19 protein-coding genes are annotated in these 19,019 nt (G+C 70.7%); 6 read left to right on the forward strand and 13 right to left on the reverse strand.

Annotated features, from left to right (window positions below; genetic code table 11):
• Positions 1-158 precede the first annotated feature (158 nt).
• The 7 genes from AB5J53_RS28445 to AB5J53_RS28475 all read right to left on the reverse strand — a co-directional run bounded on the left by AB5J53_RS28445 (position 159) and on the right by AB5J53_RS28475 (position 6,700).
• A complete protein-coding gene (locus AB5J53_RS28445; protein WP_369248489.1) occupies positions 159-1,649 on the reverse strand; it encodes an ATP/GTP-binding protein in 1,491 nt (496 codons plus the stop codon).
• Positions 1,646-3,139 carry an SCO6880 family protein gene (locus AB5J53_RS28450; protein ID WP_369248490.1) on the reverse strand — a complete coding sequence of 498 codons (1,494 nt, stop codon included), beginning with the start codon at positions 3,137-3,139 and terminating at the stop codon, positions 1,646-1,648. Before AB5J53_RS28450 ends, AB5J53_RS28445 begins: the two co-directional genes overlap by 4 nt.
• A 147-nt stretch (positions 3,140-3,286) precedes the next feature.
• Positions 3,287-4,396, reverse strand: coding sequence for a hypothetical protein (locus tag AB5J53_RS28455; RefSeq protein WP_369248491.1), 1,110 nt, complete (start codon positions 4,394-4,396; stop codon positions 3,287-3,289).
• A 1-nt stretch (position 4,397) separates the two neighbouring features.
• A complete protein-coding gene (locus AB5J53_RS28460; protein ID WP_369248492.1) occupies positions 4,398-5,177 on the reverse strand; it encodes a hypothetical protein in 780 nt (259 codons plus the stop codon).
• A gap of 46 nt (positions 5,178-5,223) precedes the next feature.
• Positions 5,224-5,517: a hypothetical protein gene (locus AB5J53_RS28465; RefSeq protein ID WP_369248493.1), complete on the reverse strand. Its 294-nt coding sequence runs from the start codon at positions 5,515-5,517 to the stop codon at positions 5,224-5,226.
• 359 nt (positions 5,518-5,876) lie between these two features.
• Entirely contained in the window at positions 5,877-6,149 is a 273-nt protein-coding gene (locus tag AB5J53_RS28470; protein ID WP_369248494.1) for a hypothetical protein, read from the reverse strand.
• A complete protein-coding gene (locus AB5J53_RS28475; protein WP_369248495.1) occupies positions 6,146-6,700 on the reverse strand; it encodes a DUF6668 family protein in 555 nt (184 codons plus the stop codon). The genes AB5J53_RS28470 and AB5J53_RS28475 overlap by 4 nt, the downstream gene beginning before the upstream one ends.
• 196 nt (positions 6,701-6,896) lie before the next feature.
• Between AB5J53_RS28475 and AB5J53_RS28480 the strand changes: the two genes are divergently transcribed.
• From AB5J53_RS28480 to AB5J53_RS28495, 4 genes are all read left to right on the forward strand, one after another.
• The gene (locus AB5J53_RS28480) at positions 6,897-7,907 is read left to right on the forward strand and encodes a peptidoglycan DD-metalloendopeptidase family protein (protein ID WP_369248496.1); all 1,011 of its coding nucleotides are present in this window, start codon (positions 6,897-6,899) and stop codon (positions 7,905-7,907) included.
• Between the two features lie 14 nt (positions 7,908-7,921).
• Positions 7,922-8,653: a hypothetical protein gene (locus tag AB5J53_RS28485; RefSeq protein WP_369248497.1), complete on the forward strand. Its 732-nt coding sequence runs from the start codon at positions 7,922-7,924 to the stop codon at positions 8,651-8,653.
• Between the two features lie 1,277 nt (positions 8,654-9,930).
• Positions 9,931-10,974: a tetratricopeptide repeat protein gene (locus tag AB5J53_RS28490; RefSeq protein WP_369248498.1), complete on the forward strand. Its 1,044-nt coding sequence runs from the start codon at positions 9,931-9,933 to the stop codon at positions 10,972-10,974.
• Positions 10,964-11,596: a hypothetical protein gene (locus AB5J53_RS28495; RefSeq protein WP_369248499.1), complete on the forward strand. Its 633-nt coding sequence runs from the start codon at positions 10,964-10,966 to the stop codon at positions 11,594-11,596. Before AB5J53_RS28490 ends, AB5J53_RS28495 begins: the two co-directional genes overlap by 11 nt.
• Positions 11,597-11,645: 49 nt before the next feature.
• Here the strand turns inward: AB5J53_RS28495 and AB5J53_RS28500 are convergent, their stop codons facing one another.
• Entirely contained in the window at positions 11,646-12,104 is a 459-nt protein-coding gene (locus tag AB5J53_RS28500; protein WP_369248500.1) for a VOC family protein, read from the reverse strand.
• Between the two features lie 87 nt (positions 12,105-12,191).
• Between AB5J53_RS28500 and AB5J53_RS28505 the strand changes: the two genes are divergently transcribed.
• A complete protein-coding gene (locus AB5J53_RS28505) occupies positions 12,192-12,371 on the forward strand; it encodes a hypothetical protein (protein WP_369248501.1) in 180 nt (59 codons plus the stop codon).
• Between the two features lie 6 nt (positions 12,372-12,377).
• Here AB5J53_RS28505 and rarD read toward each other — a convergent pair whose 3' ends face one another.
• Both rarD and AB5J53_RS28515 read right to left on the reverse strand, forming a co-directional pair.
• A complete protein-coding gene (gene rarD / locus AB5J53_RS28510; RefSeq protein ID WP_369248502.1) occupies positions 12,378-13,391 on the reverse strand; it encodes an EamA family transporter RarD in 1,014 nt (337 codons plus the stop codon).
• Between the two features lie 178 nt (positions 13,392-13,569).
• Positions 13,570-14,424 (reverse strand): NAD(P)H-binding protein, encoded by an 855-nt coding sequence (locus AB5J53_RS28515; RefSeq protein ID WP_369248503.1) that lies wholly within the window; start codon positions 14,422-14,424, stop codon positions 13,570-13,572.
• Between the two features lie 93 nt (positions 14,425-14,517).
• Between AB5J53_RS28515 and AB5J53_RS28520 the strand changes: the two genes are divergently transcribed.
• A complete protein-coding gene (locus tag AB5J53_RS28520) occupies positions 14,518-14,940 on the forward strand; it encodes a winged helix-turn-helix transcriptional regulator (RefSeq protein ID WP_369248504.1) in 423 nt (140 codons plus the stop codon).
• Between the two features lie 13 nt (positions 14,941-14,953).
• Here AB5J53_RS28520 and AB5J53_RS28525 read toward each other — a convergent pair whose 3' ends face one another.
• The 3 genes from AB5J53_RS28525 to AB5J53_RS28535 all read right to left on the reverse strand — a co-directional run bounded on the left by AB5J53_RS28525 (position 14,954) and on the right by AB5J53_RS28535 (position 18,908).
• Positions 14,954-16,033, reverse strand: coding sequence for a 2-oxoacid:ferredoxin oxidoreductase subunit beta (locus AB5J53_RS28525; RefSeq protein ID WP_369248505.1), 1,080 nt, complete (start codon positions 16,031-16,033; stop codon positions 14,954-14,956).
• On the reverse strand, positions 16,026-17,954 hold the full coding sequence (locus tag AB5J53_RS28530) for a 2-oxoacid:acceptor oxidoreductase subunit alpha (protein ID WP_369248506.1): 1,929 nt from the start codon (positions 17,952-17,954) through the stop codon (positions 16,026-16,028). Before AB5J53_RS28530 ends, AB5J53_RS28525 begins: the two co-directional genes overlap by 8 nt.
• Before the next feature lie 294 nt (positions 17,955-18,248).
• Positions 18,249-18,908, reverse strand: coding sequence for a response regulator (locus AB5J53_RS28535; protein WP_369252523.1), 660 nt, complete (start codon positions 18,906-18,908; stop codon positions 18,249-18,251).
• Positions 18,909-19,019 lie beyond the last annotated feature (111 nt).

Genomic DNA, 19,019 nt, shown 5'->3' on the forward strand with positions numbered 1-19,019 from the left:
ACCCGTTCCCGTATCTGGGGGCTGCGCCCCCAGACCCGCCTGGGTTGTCTTCTTGCTGCGGCCCGGTGGGGGTTGTTCGCGCAGTTCCCCGCGCCCCTGATAGGGGCGCAGCCCCGAGGTACGGCGGGGGGCGAGAAAAGCTCCCCGCGGACGCCCCGTCATCGCAATCCACCGTCCCGCTTGGAAAGCGACGGCTTCCCCGCCTCCGACCACCGCGTGTTCGTGTTGTGCAACGCCCGCTCGGTGTCCGTGATGGACACCTTGATCGGGATCCCGGGACGCCCGCCCACCTTGATCAGGAAGCGTCCACGCCCCGGCGGCTCCTCGTTCCCGCCCGTGCTCGCCCACCCGGGCGGCGAGGACCAGGACGACACGAGTTCGATCTCCCGCTCGGACATGCCGACGATCTCGCCGAGCTCCTTCATCTCGGTACGGGGAAGCCCGGCGCAGACGACCATCCCGGCCCGTTCCACGAAGCCGCGCGCCTTCGCGCGGTCGGACTCGCTGCCCAACGCCTCCGCGTCCTTCAGCGTGTGCGTGATCTTCGCGTCGCCCAGCCCCAGCGACCGGTTCAGCCGGGTCAGCGCGTCGATCCGCTCCACGATGCCGGAGGCGGCCCGCAGGGGACGCCACAGTTCGTCCAGGACCGTGAAGAACCATCGCTGGGGGGCCAGCCCCGCGTCCGCGAGCGCGTGGGCGGCCGCCACCGTGCCCAGTCCGTCCGACCACGCGGCGAGCATCGCAGCCGCGGTCAGCTGCGTGTCCGCCTCGCCGATACGCGAGATGTCCACGCAGACCGCCGGCGAGGCCGGGTTGATCCGCGTCGACGTCTCGGACGCGAAGGTGTCGCCGAGCGGTCCGTCCAGCACGCCCAGGAGCGACCGGTGGAGAGGGTCCACCGCCTCCTGGTAGCGGGCGACGTTCCCCCGGTCCAGCGTCACCGCACGGACCCGGTCCGGACCCTCGTCCAGCACCTTCAACAGATCCGGCAGCAGCGGCGCCCGCCCCGGCTTCGTACGCTCCGCGAGGTGGTGGAGGCAGGCGGACAGTACGGACTGTTCGTGGTCGTCCATCGGGCGGCCCCGCACGATCGTGATCAGCGCGGCGACCATGTTCAGGACCCGGCCGTGCGCCTCCGCCGCGAGGATGCGGCCTCGCTCGCCCCCGATCCGTACCGCCGCCTCGCCCATCGCGCCCGGGTCGAGGACGTTGATACCCCCGACGCCCCGCCCGATCGAGATCACCTGGCCGCCCAACGCCCGCACGGTGTCGGCGTAGTCGGGCTTCAGGTCGCCGAGTACCAGCGGGGTGATGCCCGTCGCGGACATGCCGATCAGCATGCGGTTGACCAGCGTCGACTTGCCCAGGCCCGGCATGCCGAGCATGAACAGGGACGGGTTGGAGATGTAACGGGCGCGGGTGAACCAGGAGATGGGGTCGCCGCACACGGTCGCTCCGGTGTGCAGATGCTGGCCGAGCGGGACCCCGGTCATGGGCGCGCCGGAGCCCGCCGCGAAGGGCCACAGCCCGCACGCCTGAACCGTGGTCGCGCGCCACATCGAGGGCGGGTCCACATGCCCGACCTGGCCGCCGCCGGGACCGTACCAGCCGCGCGGCGGGGCGGTGGGGATGGATTTCACGGCACTCACAGCGCCTCCCTGATCTGGTACGGAACGAGGGTGTGCTCCCACGGCAGCAGGCCGACCGGCAGCGTGCAGGTGAAGGCCGAGGCCTGCATGCGGTCCGCGGGGCGCATCAGGATGCGGGACGACGCCTGGAGGTTGCGCACGGTGATGCCCGCGTCCTGCAGCTGCTCCTCGTCGTCGACGGTGACGGTGACCATCAGCGAGAACTCCACGAGTCCGGCGCCCGCCGCCTCCTCGGCCGCGGTCTGCTCGGCGGCCTGCATCTCCGAACTGGCCCGCGCCTGGACGAGACCGCGCCGCGAGCCCGCCATGAAGTGGGCGGAGCGCCGGTCGGACTCGACGATGCGGGCGGAGGTCGCCGGGTCGATGGGCCGGTAGATGAGGGAGACCCTCTTGCGCCGGGTGCCGGGCGCGGGTTCGAGCAGGCCCCGCAGGACGCTCGATCGCACCGTGCCGCGCGGCGCGAGCGTCAGCATCCAGGTGCGCGAGACACCCGAGTCGTGCTTGTACGAGGTGACGGTCTCGACGGCGGCCGCCGGACCCGCGTCGCTCCACTCCAGGCCGGTGGTGGCGTGTTCGGCGCGGGCGCTGAGCACGTCGGGACCGATGGCCGGGTCGTACGCCACCCGGACGATCTCGGCGAGCCGCTCGGCGGCCAGGGGGTAGGCGCTGCCGCCGCCCGCGGCCACCAGGCCCGACAGCAGGCCGGGCAGGCGCATCGACAGGTCGGTGATGATGTCGTCGACGTCGCGCTTGGGGCCGCCCGTCGGGCCGTACGTCAACGCGATGTACGTGTGCATCTCGGAGGACGCCGAAGGGTAGCGTTCGACGACCTCCTCCATCACGGCGCGGGCCGCGGCCGGAGCGTCCGGCGAGATGCGGGGGAGCACCTCGGCCGCGAGGCGCGTACCCGTGTCCGGGGCGGTCTCGACGACCACCTGGGCGCCGCGCAGACCCGGCTCGTGCGAGAGCCGCGCGAGCCAGTCGCCCCAGGACGCCACCCAGATGTCGACCTGCTGGGGGTCGACCAGCGAACCGCCGTCCGGCTCGCACGCCAGGACCACGGTGTAGAGACCGCGGCCCGGGTGGTGCAGCACGCCGAACGAGCGGTTGTAGGCGTCGCGGCCCTCGTACATCTTGGTGCGCGCGAGCAGCCCTGGCGGCTGGAAGCGGCCGCCAGGGCGCTTGGACAGCGGCCCGGAGACATACGTGTGCGAGCCGTTCGCCTTGCGCTTCATCCAGCCGATCCGGACCGCGAGGACCTGGTAGACGTTGCGGCCGTCCACGGTGCGCAGCGCCAGCGGGGCGAGGAACAGCCCGACCGGCACCAGCACGGCGATCGCGGCCATGAGCGAGACCAGCGACGCCAGCAGCGCCACCAGCAGTCCGCCGAAGGCGACGACGGTGCCGAGCAGACCCAGCGGACCGAGTCCGGGACGGCGGGGCCTGCGCCAGTTCCCGTACGTGGGACGCGTCATGGCGTCGGTGGACATGGGGGTTCCTTCTTCCGGCTCGGCTGGCTCAAGGTGCTTGGGATGTAAGGGGGTTGGGGCGGCCCCTGTCGGTCGGTGGCCGCCCCCACGCCCGGGCGTGGGCCTGGCGGGCCCTACTGGTTGTGGCCCTTCATGCCGTCGTTGTCGTCAAGGGAGCCCGCGACTTCCGTGGCGGCCGCGACGCCGGTCTGTACGGCGACCGCGGCGGCCTGGACCGCGAGGGCCGCGCCGCCCGTGGCCGCACCCGCGGCGGCGGCACCGCCTCCGGCGGCCGCGCCCCCTGCCCCACCCGCTCCACCGGCCGGAGCGCCGGCGCCCGCGGACGGCGAGCCCTTCGGGCCGGGCCGCGCCGCCCCCGCCCCCCCGCCCCCCGCCGGCACCGCCCGCGGCGATGCTGACGGCGCCGGTGGCGATGTTGTTGGTCGCGTTGAGCGCGACCGTGCCGCCGGACGTGCCGCCGAGGGCCGCCGTTGCCGGAACGATCAGCTTGAGCAGCGCAGGCAGGGCGAAGACGGCCATGATCAGCATGCCCAGACCCGCGATGGTCTGGTCGAGGTTCTTGGTGTCCTGGGTCATCGACGTGGCCGAATAGATGATGAGGGCGGCCGCCGGTTTGTAGAGCAGCCAGGCCGCGAGCCAGCCGATGTGCTTCTTCCACCAGCCCTCGCCCCACCCGGTCATCGAGGAGGCGGCGGCCAGCGGCAGCGTGCCGACGAGCATGATCATGACGCCGATGCGGATGTACATCAGACAGATCTGCACGAAGCTCGACAGCATCACCAGCAGACCGAAGATGAGCACCAGGCCCGGCTGATTGAGCGTCAGTACACCGAGCATCGTCGACGCGGTGTCGCCGAGGTCGGACTTCTCGTACACGTGCTGGGCGTACAGGTCGGAGGCCTTGGTGAGCGCCTGGACCACCGGCACGGCGACCGCACCGACGAGGATGACCTTCCACATCCCCAGGAACGCCTGTTTCATCGGCTGGCCCTTGCGGTCGAGGGCCATTCTGATCGCGGCGATCAGCAACGAGGCCACGGCCACATAGGCGACGATCCAGTCGACCTCCTTGTCGATGAGGCCGATGGGCTTCGAGGGGTCGTCCACGTCGACGTTCATCCAGACGCCGTTGAGTGCCTTGAGCACCTCCGACGCGGCGTCGCCGATCGCCTTGGCGAAGACGACGACGGCACCTTGGGTGAACTGGGTGCCGACCTCGTCGATCACGCAGTCGTATATCCGCCAGGAACAAGCCATGTCACGCCCCCCAGGTGACGAAGCCCGAGGTGCCGCTGACCTGCGACATGCCCGAGTAGACGGTGCCGTCGGCGTCGGGCGCGAGCTTCCAGTCGCCGTCCTGCCAGCGCATGGTCACCGACGCGGTGCCGTAGGCGTCCTTGCCTGCGATGCGGACCACGACCATCAACGTCGTCTTCTCCTTGTCGTACGACAGGACCGTGAAGCCGGCGTAGCCTCCCGCGTCGGGCGTGCCCGAAGTGGGCTTGTCACCCTCCGCGGTACGGCTCCTGATCAGCGCGTCGCGGCCGACGCCGGGGACGACCTGCTGGTCGACGACCTCGCGCCAGCCCTGGTAGCTCAGGTGGTCGGTGATGGAGTGGGCGGCCATGACCGCGCCGATCGGCGTGTGCGCGAAGCAGGACCAGACCGGTCCGTCGTACTTGAGCGGGCCCACCGTCTTCGAGACCGGCACCAGGCCGGTGCCGTTGGCCTTCCAGGTGAAGTCCTTCGGGGCCGCCGTCGGCTTGGCCTGGTCGCTGTCGTCGGTGCGGCAGCCGGCGGGCCGGGCGTCCGAACCGCCGCTGCCACCGCCCGAGTTCGAGTCGGCGGACGAGGCCGGCGCCGGGTCCGGGTCGCCCGACGCGTTCGCCGGCTTCCCGTCGCCGCCGCTCATCATCGTGAAGCCGGCGAGCACGAGCAGCACCAACAGGAACCCGGCCGACAGGATCCAGCCTCGCTGCTGCCAGAACGGCTGCTCCCACTCTCCGCTGCCCCCTTGGGACCGGCCGGAGTTCAGCATGGTTTGCGCTCCCTTCGCATCGGGTTCTGATCAGGTGTGGATCAGGTCAGGCGAAGACGAAGGTGACGACGGGGCCCGCGGTGGCGACCAGGACACAGCCGCCGAGGACCATGCCGAGGCGGCCCATGTGCTCCGAGCCCTCGCCGCGGCGCATCGAGATCGCCATCATGGCGCCGGTGATGAGCACACCCGCGACGCCCGCCGCGGTACCGGCCCAGGCGAGGATGCCGAGGACGGTGTCGACCTTGCCGGTCAGCTCGCCCGGCGCGTCGCTCTTGGGGTTGGGGACCTTGCCGTCCGCCAGGTAGATGTGGGCCTTGGCTGCTATCGCCTTGAACATGGCTTCTCCCCGATGTGGTCGGCTGCCGGCCGACAACGTGCTTGATGTGAGCGGTGCTTGAAGGTGCCTGCAGGTGCTTGAAGGTGCTTGAAGGTGCTTGAAGGTGCTTGAAGGTGCCTGAGGGTTCCTTGCGGGTGATGGAGGGCTGTGTGGCGCCCGGGTTCCCGGTTGCACAGTGAGCTTGGCGACTCCTGTGAGCTGTGACCAAGCGATGTAGTGATCCAGCACCTGTCGGTGACGTGTCCGTGACAGACGGGAAGAGATCGTCATCAAGTACCAGGTGGGAGGCCCCGAAAACGAACTGAAGCACTCTCAGGTCTGAGGGTGCTTCAGGGGAAATGCGGTGGTGGGCGGACGTTTCAGAGCAGGAAGCCGACGAGCGGGCCCGCTGTCGCACCGATGACACAGGCGCCCATGACCATGGCGAACTGGGTCAGGTGCTCCTCTGCTTCACCGGACTTGAGGGAGAGGGCCATACGGGAGCCGACGATCAGCAGCCCCGCCACACCGGCCGCGGTGACCAGCCAGGCGATGATGTTCAGGACGTAGTCGAGCTGCGTGGTGACACCGGCCGGAGGGCCGTCGCCGGCGGCCAGTGTCAGTGTGCCGGTCAGGGCATGCAGCGTGCTCATGGAGTGGTCCTCCCGGTCAGTCGGGCCAGTGATGCGATCTCGCGCGGCAGCGGTCCCGTGAGGTCGCCGGTGCGCCACGCGGGCACCCACGGCACCCGGTAGACGTCGATGACCGAGCCGATCACCTTGATGCGCTGGGTGAGTTGACGGGGGAGCCGCCCGGGCGCGTCGGCGACCAGGACGATGGCGTCGAGGTCGAGTCCCGGGGGTGCGTCGCCGCGCCGGAAGATGTCGAGGGTGTGCGAGACGGCGTCCAGGCCGGCCGCGTGCGTACGCCCGACGAGGAGGACGGAACCCGGCTCGCCCCGCTCCGGCCGGGGCCAGTTGCGGCCCGCGTCATGACCGCCGAAGACGGCGGCGAGCGTGGAGGTACCGGCACCGCCGTGGGTGGCGACCCAGGCGAACCGCCTTGCGCTCACCGTGAGTTGGTGGGATTCCGGCCCCTCCTCCTGCTGCCGGTGCGGCTCCGGTTTGCCGACCGGCCCGCGAAGCCAGATCTCGGGCCCGTCCGGCCCGCGCCGCTCGTTCCCGTGCATCGCCACCCCCTGCATCGCCACTCTCCTCCGTCGTCGCCCACCGATCTTCACGGCGCCCGAACAGGTTAGGTAACGGGGCGTGAGTTCCTGGGACGAGCCTGTGACGCCGTGGTGACGCATGGAGCGGGTGGGAGCCGAGAGACTCAACTGCATGTACACGACCGGATCTTGAGGCTGAGGGGAGCCGATGTCCAACGGGGGTGGATCCACCATGACCTGGGTGGTCGGCGGCTGTCTTGCCGCGGTGATCATGCCGGTGGTCATGATGGTCGCGGTGAGCGGATCGCCGAGCGAGGCGGACACGGGGTCGGGCGCGGGCGGCGGGCTGAAGGACGGCACGGTGCCGCAGCAGTACGTGCCCTGGGTCCTCAAGGCGGGCGCCCTCTGCGACGTCATCAAGCCCGCGGTCGTCGCCGCGCAGATCGAGGCCGAGTCGGGCTGGAATCCCAACGCCCAATCTCCGGTCGGGGCCGAGGGGTTGTCGCAGTTCATGCCCGGCACCTGGACGACCTGGGGCCGGGACGACGACGGCAACGGCCGGATATCCCCGTACGACCCCGGGGACGCGATCATGGCGCAGGGCCGTTACGACTGCGCTCTCGCCAAGCAGGTCGAGGGCTACAAGAACCGCGGCGAGGCGCAGGGCGAGACACTCGACCTCGCGCTCGCCGCGTACAACGCGGGACCGGGCGCGGTGCACCAGTACGGTGGCATGCCCCCGTACACCGAGACCCAGAACTACGTGGCCCGCATCAAGTCGCTGATATCCAAGTACGAGTCGATCGACGACGCACCGGGCAAGATCCCGGACGGGCAGCAGATGGCGATGCCGATCCCCGGCGACCCGCCCGTCACCTCCCCGTACGGCATGCGCATGCACCCGATCCTGCACGTCTACAAGCTGCACACCGGCATCGACTTCGGCGCCGCGGCCGGTACGCCGTTCAAGGCGGCCCGGGACGGCACGGTCACCTCCGCCGGCTGGGCCAACGGGTACGGAAACCGTGTGGTGATCTCCCACGGAACCATCAATGGCGACCAGATTTCGACGACCTACAACCACATGTCCGCCATCGACGTCAGTGTCGGACAGAAGGTGAAGGTCGGCCAGCAGGTGGGCGCGGTCGGCTCCACCGGTTACTCGACCGGACCGCATGCGCACTTCGAGGTCATGCAGAACGGCAAGTACGTGGATCCGGCACCCTGGCTGGGGCTGAAGTGAGGAGGGAGGCGAGGATGAGGACGCGTACGAATACGGGTATGAGGACGGGTACGACGACGATGCGTACGAGGGCGATCGCCGCGGCGGTCGTGTCCGTCGCGGGGCTGTTGGCGTTGACGGGCTGTGGTTTGCAGGATCACCGGGACTCGGTGGGCGCGCCCGGCTCGTCGCCCTCCGCGGTCCCGTCGGTGGCGCCCAAGGCGCCCCTGCCGTCGGGCAAGCCGCTGGGCGCGGACGCACGGGTGCCGAGCCCGTCGGGCGTCGACGGGACGGACGCGACAGAGGTATCGGAGGCGTGGGCGGAGGTGGCGTACGGCTATGACACGAAGTACGACTCCGGTCCGCACGATGCCGTGCTGCGCTCGGCTCGCTGGTTCACGGCGAAGAAGGCCGCCGCCGAGCGGTCGTACCGGCCCGCGAGCGGGGCCGGCAACGACTGGAACACCTGGGCCGGCCACAAGGCGTGGACCACGGTGGACGTGACCGCGGACGACGACGGCGACGGACCCGTCGACACGGCCGTTCTGGCCTACCGCGCCCTCTTCGTCGAGGGCACGGCCACCGGCCGCGACGGCTGGACGGGCACGGGGCCGCGCGCGAACGTCTATCTCAAGCTGACGCGTGCGGGGCGGGGCGAGCCGTGGCACGTCGACGAGGTGACTACGGTGGAGGCCGCGGTCCCCCCGTCCCCTTCGTCCCCCTCTCCTTCGCCCTCGTCTTCCTCTTCCTCGTCCACCCCTTCGTGAGGGAACCGATGTCTCGACTCAGCCGCGAACAGAAGCGGGAACTCAAGCGGCAGCGCGCGGCCGGTGCCGTGCCCGGGGGGCAACCGGCCGCCGGGGTGACACCGATCGAGGTGCGGGTGCCCGCGGTTACGGGGGGTGCCACAGGCGGGGACACCGGTGGGGCCACGGTCGGCGGCATGCCGGTCGTCGCCGCCCCCGGCCAGACCGTCCAGGCCGCCGTCCTGAACTACCTCCACCGCCTCGCCCTCGCCACCGGCCACCCTGTCCTCGCCACCGTCCACGACGAACGCATCGGCTACGTCGTACCACTCCAGGTGTACGTGGACGGCTCCAGCCGGTATGCCGGGGAGCCGGTGCGGGTGGGGGCCGGGGTTTCGTCGGCGGCCGGGGCGTCGGTGGCGCAGGGCGCTTGGCCGGCGGGGAACGCGACGGAGCGGGAGCCGCAGCCGCGACGCCAGGTCCAGCAGCCGCAGGAGCAGCCGGGGCTGGGCGAGTCTCGCGAGTCCGGTGCCGCGCAGGCACCGCGACAGCAGCCGCGTGAGCCCGGGATCCGTCAGTCGCCGCGGCCACCGGCGCCGCCGACCGCACCGGTTCCGCCTGCCCCCGTCGCCCCTCCGGTATCCGGCGACCGGGCGCCCGAGCCTCCGGCGACCGGAGCACCGACAGCACCCGAAACCCCGCCGGTTCCGCGCCGCGACAAGGCGACGTACGTGCTGCGAGCGGTGCCGGAAGCGACACCCGAGCGTGAGCCCGCGCCTGCGCCTGCACCTGTCGTGGGGCCCGCACTCGCGCCTGCACCTGTCGTGGGGCCTGAGCACGCGCCTGTGCCTGTGCCTGTCGCGGAGCCGGAGTTTGGTCCCGCACCTGTACAGAGTCCGGAGCGTGCTCCCGCTGCCGTCCCGAGCAGTGAGTGTGCGCCTGCGCGTGTCGCGGGGCCTGAGGGCGCACCCGGGCCTGTGCCTGTCGCGGGGCCGGAGTTTGGTCCCGCACCTGTACAGAGTCCGGAGCGTGCTCCCGCTGCCGTCCCGAGCAATGAGTTCGCGCCTGCCCCTGTCGCGGAGCCGGAGCTTGCGCCTATGCCCGCGCCTGCGCCGATGCCGCCGCATGCGGCTGAGCATGCGCCGGAGCCCGAGCCGCTTCCGGCACCGGAACCGGTGAGGCCCGCGGCGTCCGCCGATCCGGCGCCCGTTCCGACGGCCACCGAGCCGTCCTCCATCCCGGCACGCGTTTCGGCGAGCGCGGCACAGCCCCCGGCGCCACTGCCCGTGGGTGAGCCCGTGTCGTCCGCCCCGGCTCCCGGGTCGGCGATTCCCGCCGCGCACACCGCCTCGGCGCCCGGCAATCCGGCACCCGACCCCGTACGCCCTTCCGCCCCCGCCCATCCGGCGCCTGATCCCGAACACGCCTCAGTGCCGGCCAACCCGGCACCCGAACCCGTACGCCCGTCAGCGCCCCCCGCCCCGGCTCCCGAGCCGCTGCGTCCCCCGGCGCCCCCCGTCGCCCCCGAGCGCGGCGCCCCGACCCCGTCGACCTTCGTGCTGCGGGCGGTGCCGGAGCCCAAGCCGCTGCCTGGGAGCGCGGCGACGCATGTGCTGCGGGCGGTGCCGGAGTCGGCGGCCGGAGGTGTGGCGGCTCCGACGGGGGAGTTCGGGCCGGCTCCGGTGGCCGAAGGCGCTCCTGTGCGGAAGGCGGTCCCTGGGATGGAGGCCATGTCCATGCTGGATCCGGAGCCCGAGCCGGAGCCGAAGCCCGCTCCTGTGCGGGGCTTCGACGCGGTCGCCGAGGCGGTGCTGGCGCCGAGCTCGGCCCAGGAGAGCGACGGCGCGGCGGCGTTCCTCGTGGAACCGGTGGCGCGGATCAACGAGGCCGTGAAGATGGGCCGGATCGAGGCGGCCGCGGGAATGGCGGAGCGAGCCGTCGCGGAGGCCGCGCAGTCGCTGGGCGAGGAGCACCCGGAGGTGCTGAAGCTGCGCGAACTGACCGCGTACATCGCCTACTTGGCGGGTGACGCACTCAGGTCCTTCCACCTGTCGCTGGACCTCGCCAGGGTCCGCCGACGTCACCGCGACCCGCGCGCCGCGTACGGCAACGTACAAAGCGCGGCGGCGGCCTGGCGCGCCGTGCGCGACCCCCTGCAGGGTCTCCACCTCGGACGCGATCTGATCGGTGTGTGGACCGAGCTCACAGCCGACGGCGGCCCCGCCGCCGACGACATCGAGCAGCTCGAATCGGCCCGCACCCGCATGGGTCGCCTCGCCGAACGCGCCCGCGTCCTGGCCGACAACCCCTACACCCCGGGCCCGCGAGCCCATGGCCAGTGACGACGACCAAAGGGATCGAAGGCCGGGAGTACGCAGGGCGGACCAGCCCGTCGTCGGTGGCTGCGGTGGCGGTCCGGCCGGGCAGTGGCGAGGCGGCGGCCGCGACCGGGCCGACGCCGCCCGCCGTCGCTCGGCGCGTCCGCACGAACCGCGCCCGCACGAACCGCGTACGCGCGTCGAGCTGCACGTCAACGAGCTGACCGGCACGATGAGTTGGCGCACCCTCGCCGCTCCTGGCGGGACCGCCCGGAGCGGCGGTCCGCGCGCCCGCGTCACCTCCCGGGGCGCGGCCCCCATCCCGACGCACCCGGCCGCCGTACGCGCCGCGGTGAGCGTCCCGGTCGAGACGCTCACCGCGGACCAGTTGCGGCATCACCTGGCCCAGGTCGGCGCCCTGCGCTCCCGTGTCGCGGCCGACGTCGCCCTCGGTGCGCACGTGCCGACGGCCGTGGCGGCCCGTATGCGCTCGGGATCCGCACCGGCCGCCGGGCATGCCCTCACCGTGGAACGCTCCTCCACCGCAAGGGAGTTGACCCGACGAGCGCCAGGGCAACCCACGAGGACGACTCCCTCACCGCATACGCCAACGCGTCCCCCTGCCGGTCCGGCGCCGCGCCGCTGAAGAGGCTGCCGACGGGAATGCCCGCGCTCTCGAAGGGGCGTGGCCGCAGCTACTGCACGCAGAACTCGTTCCCCTCCGGATCCGCCATCACCACCCACTCGCCCCCCGGCTCCTTCACCCGCCGGAGCACGCTCGCCCCCAGCCCCTCCAGCCGCTCGACCTCGTCCGCGCGCCGCCCGTCGCCGGGGTGCAGGTCGAGATGGAGCCGGTTCTTGACGGTCTTCGGCTCAGGTACGCGCTGGAAGAGGAGCCGTCGGCCGAGGCCGGTGCCGCGCTCCTTGTCGTACGGGTCGTCCGGGTGTCGTACGGCGATCAGGTCCCGGAAGGCCGGGCGGCCGTGGAACTCGACGGTGGCCTCGGCCGGCAGGGCGCCGAGGCTCAGCAGCCGTTCGACGAAAGCGCTGTTGTCCTCGACCTCGTAACCAAGCGCGGCGGCCCAGAAGTCGGCCTGGGCGTGCGGGTCGGCCGCGTCGATGACGAGCTTCCAGTGCAGGGGAGTGGGCGTCATGGTCACCACTTATAACGTCCCGCCCCGGCCGCTGTGTGCCGTCCGGGTTTTCTCGTCCCCGCCGTTCCTGCCCGTTCCCGTAACTTCGTGGGCGCCTTCTTAGGCTTCCAGTTCATCGTGACGTTCTACCTGCGGGAGCTGCGCGGCTGGTCGGCGCTCCGGACGGCGGCCGCCCGCGTGCTCGCCGTCGTCGCGTACGTGCTGTTCCCGCCGGTCGGCGCGGACTGGTCGTACACGGCGATGTTCCCGACGCTGATCATCGTGTGACCGCGTCTACGGCTTGGCGTCCACGGGGTCGGGTCCGGCCGCCACGCTGTCCGCGTTCCGCGCGGCGCTGACGGTGCCGGTGGCGATGCTCGTCCTGGAGGCCCTGGTCCCGGCCCTGAGCGTGCGGGCCGCACGGCGCGCGGTGCGCAGCGCGTCGAAGGTGAGCAGCGACAGCGCCAGCCAGACCAGCGCGAACCCGGCCCAGCGCTCGGGTGGCATGGCCTCGTGGAAGTAGAAGATGCCGAGCAGGAACTGGAAGACGGGGGCGAGGTACTGGAGGAGCCCGAGGGTGGAGAGCGGAACGCGGATGGCGGCGGCCCCGAAGCAGACGAGGGGTATGGCGGTCACGAGGCCCGTCGCCGCGAGCAGCGCCGCGTGCCCCGCGCCCTCCGTACCGAAGGTCGCGTCTCCCTTCGTCCCCAGCCACAGCAGATAGGCCAGCGCGGGCAGGAACTGGATCGCGGTCTCGGCGGCGAGCGACTCGATGCCGCCGAGGTTGACCTTCTTCTTCACCAGCCCGTACGTGGCGAAGGAGAAGGCGAGGCAGAGGGAGATCCACGGCGGGCGGCCGTATCCGATGGTGAGGACGAGGACCGCGGCGAAGCCGACGCCGACCGCCGCCCACTGCACCGGCCGCAGCCGTTCCTTGAGGAGCAGTACGCCCATCGCGATGGTGACGAGCGGGTTGATGAAGTAACCGAGCGAGGCCTCGACCACGTGCTCGGAGTTCACGGCCCAGATGTAGACGCCCCAGTTGACGGTGATGACCGCCGCCGCGATCGTGATCAGGCCCAGCCTGCGCGGCTGCCGGAGCAGTTCGCCCGCCCAGGCCCAGCGCCGCATCACCAGCAGCGCGGCGCCGACCACGGCGAGGGACCAGACCATCCGGTGGGCGAGGATCTCGATCGCCCCGGCGGGCTTCAGCAGGGGCCAGAAGAGGGGGACGAGCCCCCACATGCCGTACGCCGCGAAGCCGTTCAGCAGACCTATGTGCTGCTCGCCCTTCGACTTCCCGGCCACCGGCGTCTCCCTCTCGTATGACGGCCGCTCCCATGTGGCGGAGCAGCCTGAAAGAAGGTAGCGCCGAGCACCCCCGCCTGTCATGCCCGTATCGCTATACGGTCATGACAGGCCGGGGGTAGGGAGGGCCGGCGCCAGGGCCAGAAGGGGGAGTTGGCCCGGGAGGCCCCGTGGAGACTCAGCCCTTCAGTGCCGCCTTGATCGACTCGGCGATCGGCGTGGTCGGGCGGCCGGTCAGGCGGGACAGGTCGCCGGTGATGACGCCCAGCTCGCCGTTCTCGATGGAGATGTCCACGCCTGCCAGGACGGCGGCGAGGCCCTCGGGCAGGCCGGCCCCGGTCAGGATGCCGGTGTACACCTCGACGGGAACGGCGTTGTAGACGATCTCCTTGCCGGACTGCTCGGCGATCTCGGCGGCGTACTCGGCGAAGTCGAAGGTGGTGTCGCCGCTCAGCTCGTACGTCTTGTTCTCGTGGCCCTCACCGGTCAGCACCGCCACGGCGGCAGCCGCGTAGTCGGCCCGCGCGGCGGAGGCGACCCGGCCCTCGCCCGCGGCCTGGACGACGGCGCCGTGCTCGAGGACGGGCGCGAGGTTCTCGGTGTAGTTCTCGTTGTACCAGCCGTTGCGCAGCAGGGCGTACGGCAGACCGGACGCCAGGATGGCGTCCTCCGTGGCCCGGTGGTCGTCGGCCAGGGCGGCCGTCAGGCTGCCGGGGGCACTGGTGTAGGCGAAGAGCGCGGCACCGGCGGCCTTGGCGGTGTCGAGGACGACCTGGTGTTGGGCGACGCGGCCGAGGTGGAACTCGTTGCCCGAGATGAGCAGCACCTTGTCGCCGGCGGAGATGACGCCGTCGAAGGTCTCGGGCGCGTTGTAGTCGGCGACCGCGATCTTCACGCCGCGCGCCGCGAAACCGGCGGCCTTCTCCTGGTCACGGACAACGGCGGTGATCTGGTCCGCCGGGACCTTCTCCAGCAGCCCTTCGATGACGAAACGGCCGAGGTTTCCGGTGGCTCCGGTGACGATGATGCTCATGTCTGAAACAACTCCTTGTGGGGTGGGTCTGCCACTAACCCTAGGGGCTGCACTAACTATTGGAAAGTACCCACTTTGAAGTAAGGTACTGACATGGCCGTAAGTACTACAGCAGCAGTCAGCGGTGAGGCGGCAGTCGGCAAGTACGACACCGGCGAAGCGATGTGCCCGTACCGCCTGGTCCTGGAGCACGTCACCAGCCGCTGGGGTGTGCTCGTTCTGATCGAGCTCCTGGAGCGCCCGTACCGATTCAGCGAGCTGCGCCGCGCCATCGGGCGCGTCAGCGAGAAGATGCTCACGCAGACTCTGCAGACCCTGGAGCGCGACGGTCTCGTACACCGCGACGCCAAACCGGTCATCCCGCCGCGCGTCGACTACTCGCTCACCGACCTGGGCCGCGAGGCCGCCACGCAGGTGAAGGCGCTCGCGATCTGGACCTCGGACCGGATGGACGACGTCGAGAAGGCCCGCCGCGCATACGACGAGGCCCGGGCGGCGAGCGCCCGGGCCTCGTGAACCACCGGTTCGGCTAGCCGACGACTGTCCAGGTGTCGCCGCCGGCCAGCAGTGCGGCGAGGTCGCCCTTGCCGTTCTGCTCGATGGCCGTGTCCAGCTGGTCGGCCATCTGGGTGTCGTAGACGGGCCGGTCCACGGAGCGGAACACGCCGATGGGGGTGTGGTGCAGCGTGTCGGGGTCGGCGAGGCGGGAGAGCGCGAAGGCCGTGGTGGGCGACGCGGAGTGGGCGTCATGGACCAGGATCTGCGACTCGTTGTCCGCCGTGACGGTGACGACCTTCAGATCGCCGGTCAGCTGATCGCGTACGACGCCGCGGGTGCCGTCGGCGCCGAAGCGGATGGGCTGCCCGTGCTCCAGGCGGATGACCGCCTCCTGGGCCTGCTGCTTGTCCTTGAGGGCCTCGAAGGCTCCGTCGTTGAAGATGTTGCAGTTCTGGTAGATCTCCACCAGTGCGGTGCCGGGGTGCGCCGCGGCCTGGCGCAGCACGCCGGTGAGGTGCTGCCGGTCCGAGTCGATGGTCCGCGCCACGAAGGAGGCTTCCGCGCCGATGGCGAGGGAGACCGGGTTGAAGGGCGCGTCCAGCGAGCCCATCGGCGTCGACTTGGTGATCTTGCCGACTTCGCTCGTCGGCGAGTACTGGCCCTTGGTGAGGCCGTAGATCCGGTTGTTGAACAGAAGGATCTTGAGGTTGACGTTGCGGCGCAGGGCGTGGATGAGGTGGTTGCCGCCGATGGAGAGGGCATCGCCGTCGCCGGTGACGACCCAGACGCTCAAGTCCCGCCTGCTGGAGGCGAGTCCGGTGGCGATGGCGGGGGCGCGGCCGTGGATGGAGTGCATGCCGTACGTGTTCATGTAGTACGGGAAGCGTGACGAGCAGCCGATGCCGGAGACGAAGACGATGTTCTCCTTGGCGAGACCCAGCTCCGGCATGAAGCCCTGGACCGCCGCGAGGATCGCGTAGTCACCGCAGCCGGGGCACCAGCGCACTTCCTGATCGGACTTGAAGTCCCTCATGGACTGCCTGGCCTCGGCCTTGGGAACGAGAGAAAGCGCCTCGATCGTGCCCGTGCCTTCCGTGGACGTCTCAGCCATCGATGGCCTCCTTGAGAGCCGTGGCGAGCTGCTCAGCCTTGAACGGCATGCCGTTGACCTGGTTGTACGAGTGCGCGTCCACCAGATACCTGGCCCGGATGAGCGTGGCGAGCTGACCGAGGTTCATCTCGGGGATCACCACCTTGTCGTAACGCTTCAACACCGTCCCCAGATTCCGCGGGAAGGGGTTGAGGTGGCGCAGATGGGCCTGCGCGATGTTCTCCCCGGCGGTGCGCAGCCGGCGTACCGCCGCCGTGATGGGCCCGTAGGTCGAGCCCCAGCCCAGCACGAGGGTCTTCGCCTCGTTGGGGTCGTCGACCTCGATGTCCGGGACGTCGATGCCGTCGATCTTGGCCTGGCGGGTGCGGACCATGAAGTCGTGGTTGGCGGGGGCGTAGGAGATGTTGCCCGTGCCGTCCTCCTTCTCGATGCCGCCGATGCGGTGCTCCAGGCCGGGCGTGCCCGGGATCGCCCAGGGGCGGGCGAGGGTCTGCGGGTCCCGCTTGTAGGGCCAGAAGACCTCGGTGCCGTCGTCCAGGGTGTGGTTCGGTCCCTGGGCGAACTGCACGCGCAGGTCCGGCAGTTCGTCGGTGTCCGGGATGCGCCAGGGCTCGCTGCCGTTGGCCAGGTAGCCGTCGGACAGCAGCAGGACCGGGGTGCGGTACGTCAGCGCGATCCGGGCCGCTTCCAGGGCAGCGTCGAAGCAGTCGGCCGGGGTCCTGGGGGCCACGATCGGCACGGGCGCCTCACCGTTACGGCCGTTCATGGCCTGCAACAGGTCCGCCTGCTCGGTCTTGGTCGGCAGACCGGTCGACGGCCCTCCGCGCTGGATGTCGATGACGAGTAGCGGCAGTTCCAGCGAGACCGCCAGGCCGATGGTCTCCGACTTCAGCGCCAGACCCGGACCGGAGGTCGTGGTGACGGCGAGCGAGCCGCCGAACGCCGCGCCCAGGGCGGCACCGATGCCGGCGATCTCGTCCTCGGCCTGGAAGGTCCGTACGCCGAAGTTCTTGTGCTTGCTCAGCTCGTGCAGGATGTCCGAGGCCGGGGTGATCGGGTACGAGCCGAGATACAGCGGCAGGTCCGCCTGGGTCGAGGCCGCGACCAGGCCGTACGACAGGGCCAGGTTCCCGGAGATGTTGCGGTAGGTGCCGGTCGGGAAGGTCTTGGCGGCCGGGGCGACCTCGTAGGAGACGGCGAAGTCCTCCGTCGTCTCGCCGAAGTTCCAGCCCGCGCGGAACGCGGCGATATTGGCGGCGGCGATGTCGGGCTTCTTGGCGAACTTCGTCTGCAGGAACTTCTCGGTGCCCTCGGTGGGCCGGTGGTACATCCAGCTCAGCAGGCCCAGCGCGAACATGTTCTTGGAGCGCTCGGCCTCCTTGCGGGAGAGCGCGAACTCCTTGAGCGCCTCGACGGTCATCGTCGTGAGCGGGACGGGATGGACGTTGAAGCCGTCCAGGGAGCCGTCCTCCAGCGGGCTGGCCGCGTAGCCGACCTTCTGCATCGCCCGTTTGGTGAACTCGTCCGTGTTGACGATGATCTCCGCGCCGCGCGGCACATCGCCGATGTTCGCCTTCAGGGCGGCCGGGTTCATGGCGACGAGGACGTTGGGCGCGTCGCCGGGGGTGAGGATGTCGTGGTCCGCGAAGTGCAGCTGGAAAGACGAAACGCCCGGCAGGGTGCCTGCGGGCGCTCGGATCTCGGCGGGGAAGTTCGGCAGGGTCGAGAGGTCGTTGCCGAAGGAGGCTGTCTCGGAGGTGAAGCGGTCGCCCGTGAGCTGCATTCCGTCACCGGAGTCGCCCGCGAACCGAATGATCACTCGGTCAAGGCGGCGGACGTCTTTGACCCCGGCCGCTTTGCGCTGTTCTCCTACGACGGCTCCGTCTGCCTGCTCCGCTGGGCTACTGACCTGGCTCGTCACTGAACTGGACCTCCCTCGAGGCGGCTGTCTGGGAGCGGCCTTCCCGCAGGCCCTCCCGATTTCAACCCTACGTCGGTAAGGGTCGCCTTCCCGCGGCCATTCGCATGATGGACACCATTTTGAGACGGCCGGACACCCTGACTTGTCATGATTTACCCGCCCCCCCAGTCCTTCCTTGAAGACGCTCCCCGCTCATCCATTGGTTCTGGGTTCCTGGGTTCCTGGTTTCTGGGCTTCTCGTGGCCGATGCGGTGGCATGGAGTCGTACCGGCCACCTGACACAGTGTCAGGTGGTCATGAGTTCAGATAGGTGAGCACGGCCAGAACACGCCGGTGATCCCCGTCACTCTGGGACAAACCCAGCTTCAGGAAGATGTTGCTGACGTGCTTCTCGACCGCGCCGTCGCTGACCACGAGCTGCCGTGCGATGGCCGAGTTCGTACGTCCCTCGGCCATGAGCCCCAGGACTTCCCGCTCCCGCGGGGTCAGCCCCGCGAGCACGTCCTGCTTGCGGCTGCGGCCGAGCAGCTGCGCCACGACCTCCGGGTCGAGCGCGGTACCCCCCTTTGCCACCCGCACCACCGCGTCCACGAACTCCCGCACCTCGGCCACCCGGTCCTTGAGCAGATAGCCGACGCCGTGACTGGAACCGGCCAGCAGTTCGGTGGCGTACTGCTCCTCCACGTACTGTGACAGCACGAGCACACCGAGGCCGGGATGCGCCTTGCGCAGCTGCACCGCGGCCCTGACGCCCTCGTCGGTGTGCGTCGGCGGCATCCGCACATCGGCGACGACGACGTCCGGCAGCGCGTCCTGCGCCGCGAACTCGGTAATCGTCTTGATCAACGCCTCGCCGTCACCGACACCCGCCACGACGTCATGCCCGCGGTCGGTCAGCAACCGGGTCAGGCCCTCCCTGAGCAGCACTGAATCCTCGGCGATGACCACCCGCACCCTGTCCTCCACGATTCTCGGCCCCCCAGAGCCCGTCCCCGGCCCGCACCGGGACGTCCCGGTGCGACCCGAGTCCATTCCCGGCCCGCGCCGGGTTCGTCCCCGCTCGTA

The organism is Streptomyces sp. R41 (genome assembly GCF_041053055.1).
In the GTDB taxonomy this organism is placed as follows: Bacteria; Actinomycetota; Actinomycetes; order Streptomycetales; family Streptomycetaceae; genus Streptomyces.

Excerpts from the sequence above, each read along its gene's own strand:
- AB5J53_RS28520 (WP_369248504.1), top strand. The coding sequence starts at position 14,518 with ATGGCCGTAAGTACTACAGCAGCAGTCAGCGGTGAGGCGGCAGTCGGC.
- AB5J53_RS28500 (WP_369248500.1), bottom strand. The coding sequence starts at position 12,104 with ATGACGCCCACTCCCCTGCACTGGAAGCTCGTCATCGACGCGGCCGAC.
- AB5J53_RS28475 (WP_369248495.1), bottom strand. The coding sequence starts at position 6,700 with ATGCAGGGGGTGGCGATGCACGGGAACGAGCGGCGCGGGCCGGACGGG.
- AB5J53_RS28480 (WP_369248496.1), top strand. The coding sequence starts at position 6,897 with ATGACCTGGGTGGTCGGCGGCTGTCTTGCCGCGGTGATCATGCCGGTG.
- AB5J53_RS28455 (WP_369248491.1), bottom strand. The coding sequence starts at position 4,396 with ATGGCTTGTTCCTGGCGGATATACGACTGCGTGATCGACGAGGTCGGC.
- AB5J53_RS28495 (WP_369248499.1), top strand. The coding sequence starts at position 10,964 with ATGGCCAGTGACGACGACCAAAGGGATCGAAGGCCGGGAGTACGCAGG.
- AB5J53_RS28465 (WP_369248493.1), bottom strand. The coding sequence starts at position 5,517 with ATGTTCAAGGCGATAGCAGCCAAGGCCCACATCTACCTGGCGGACGGC.
- AB5J53_RS28515 (WP_369248503.1), bottom strand. The coding sequence starts at position 14,424 with ATGAGCATCATCGTCACCGGAGCCACCGGAAACCTCGGCCGTTTCGTC.
- AB5J53_RS28525 (WP_369248505.1), bottom strand. The coding sequence starts at position 16,033 with ATGGCTGAGACGTCCACGGAAGGCACGGGCACGATCGAGGCGCTTTCT.
- AB5J53_RS28470 (WP_369248494.1), bottom strand. The coding sequence starts at position 6,149 with ATGAGCACGCTGCATGCCCTGACCGGCACACTGACACTGGCCGCCGGC.
- AB5J53_RS28485 (WP_369248497.1), top strand. The coding sequence starts at position 7,922 with ATGAGGACGCGTACGAATACGGGTATGAGGACGGGTACGACGACGATG.
- AB5J53_RS28460 (WP_369248492.1), bottom strand. The coding sequence starts at position 5,177 with ATGCTGAACTCCGGCCGGTCCCAAGGGGGCAGCGGAGAGTGGGAGCAG.
- AB5J53_RS28450 (WP_369248490.1), bottom strand. The coding sequence starts at position 3,139 with ATGTCCACCGACGCCATGACGCGTCCCACGTACGGGAACTGGCGCAGG.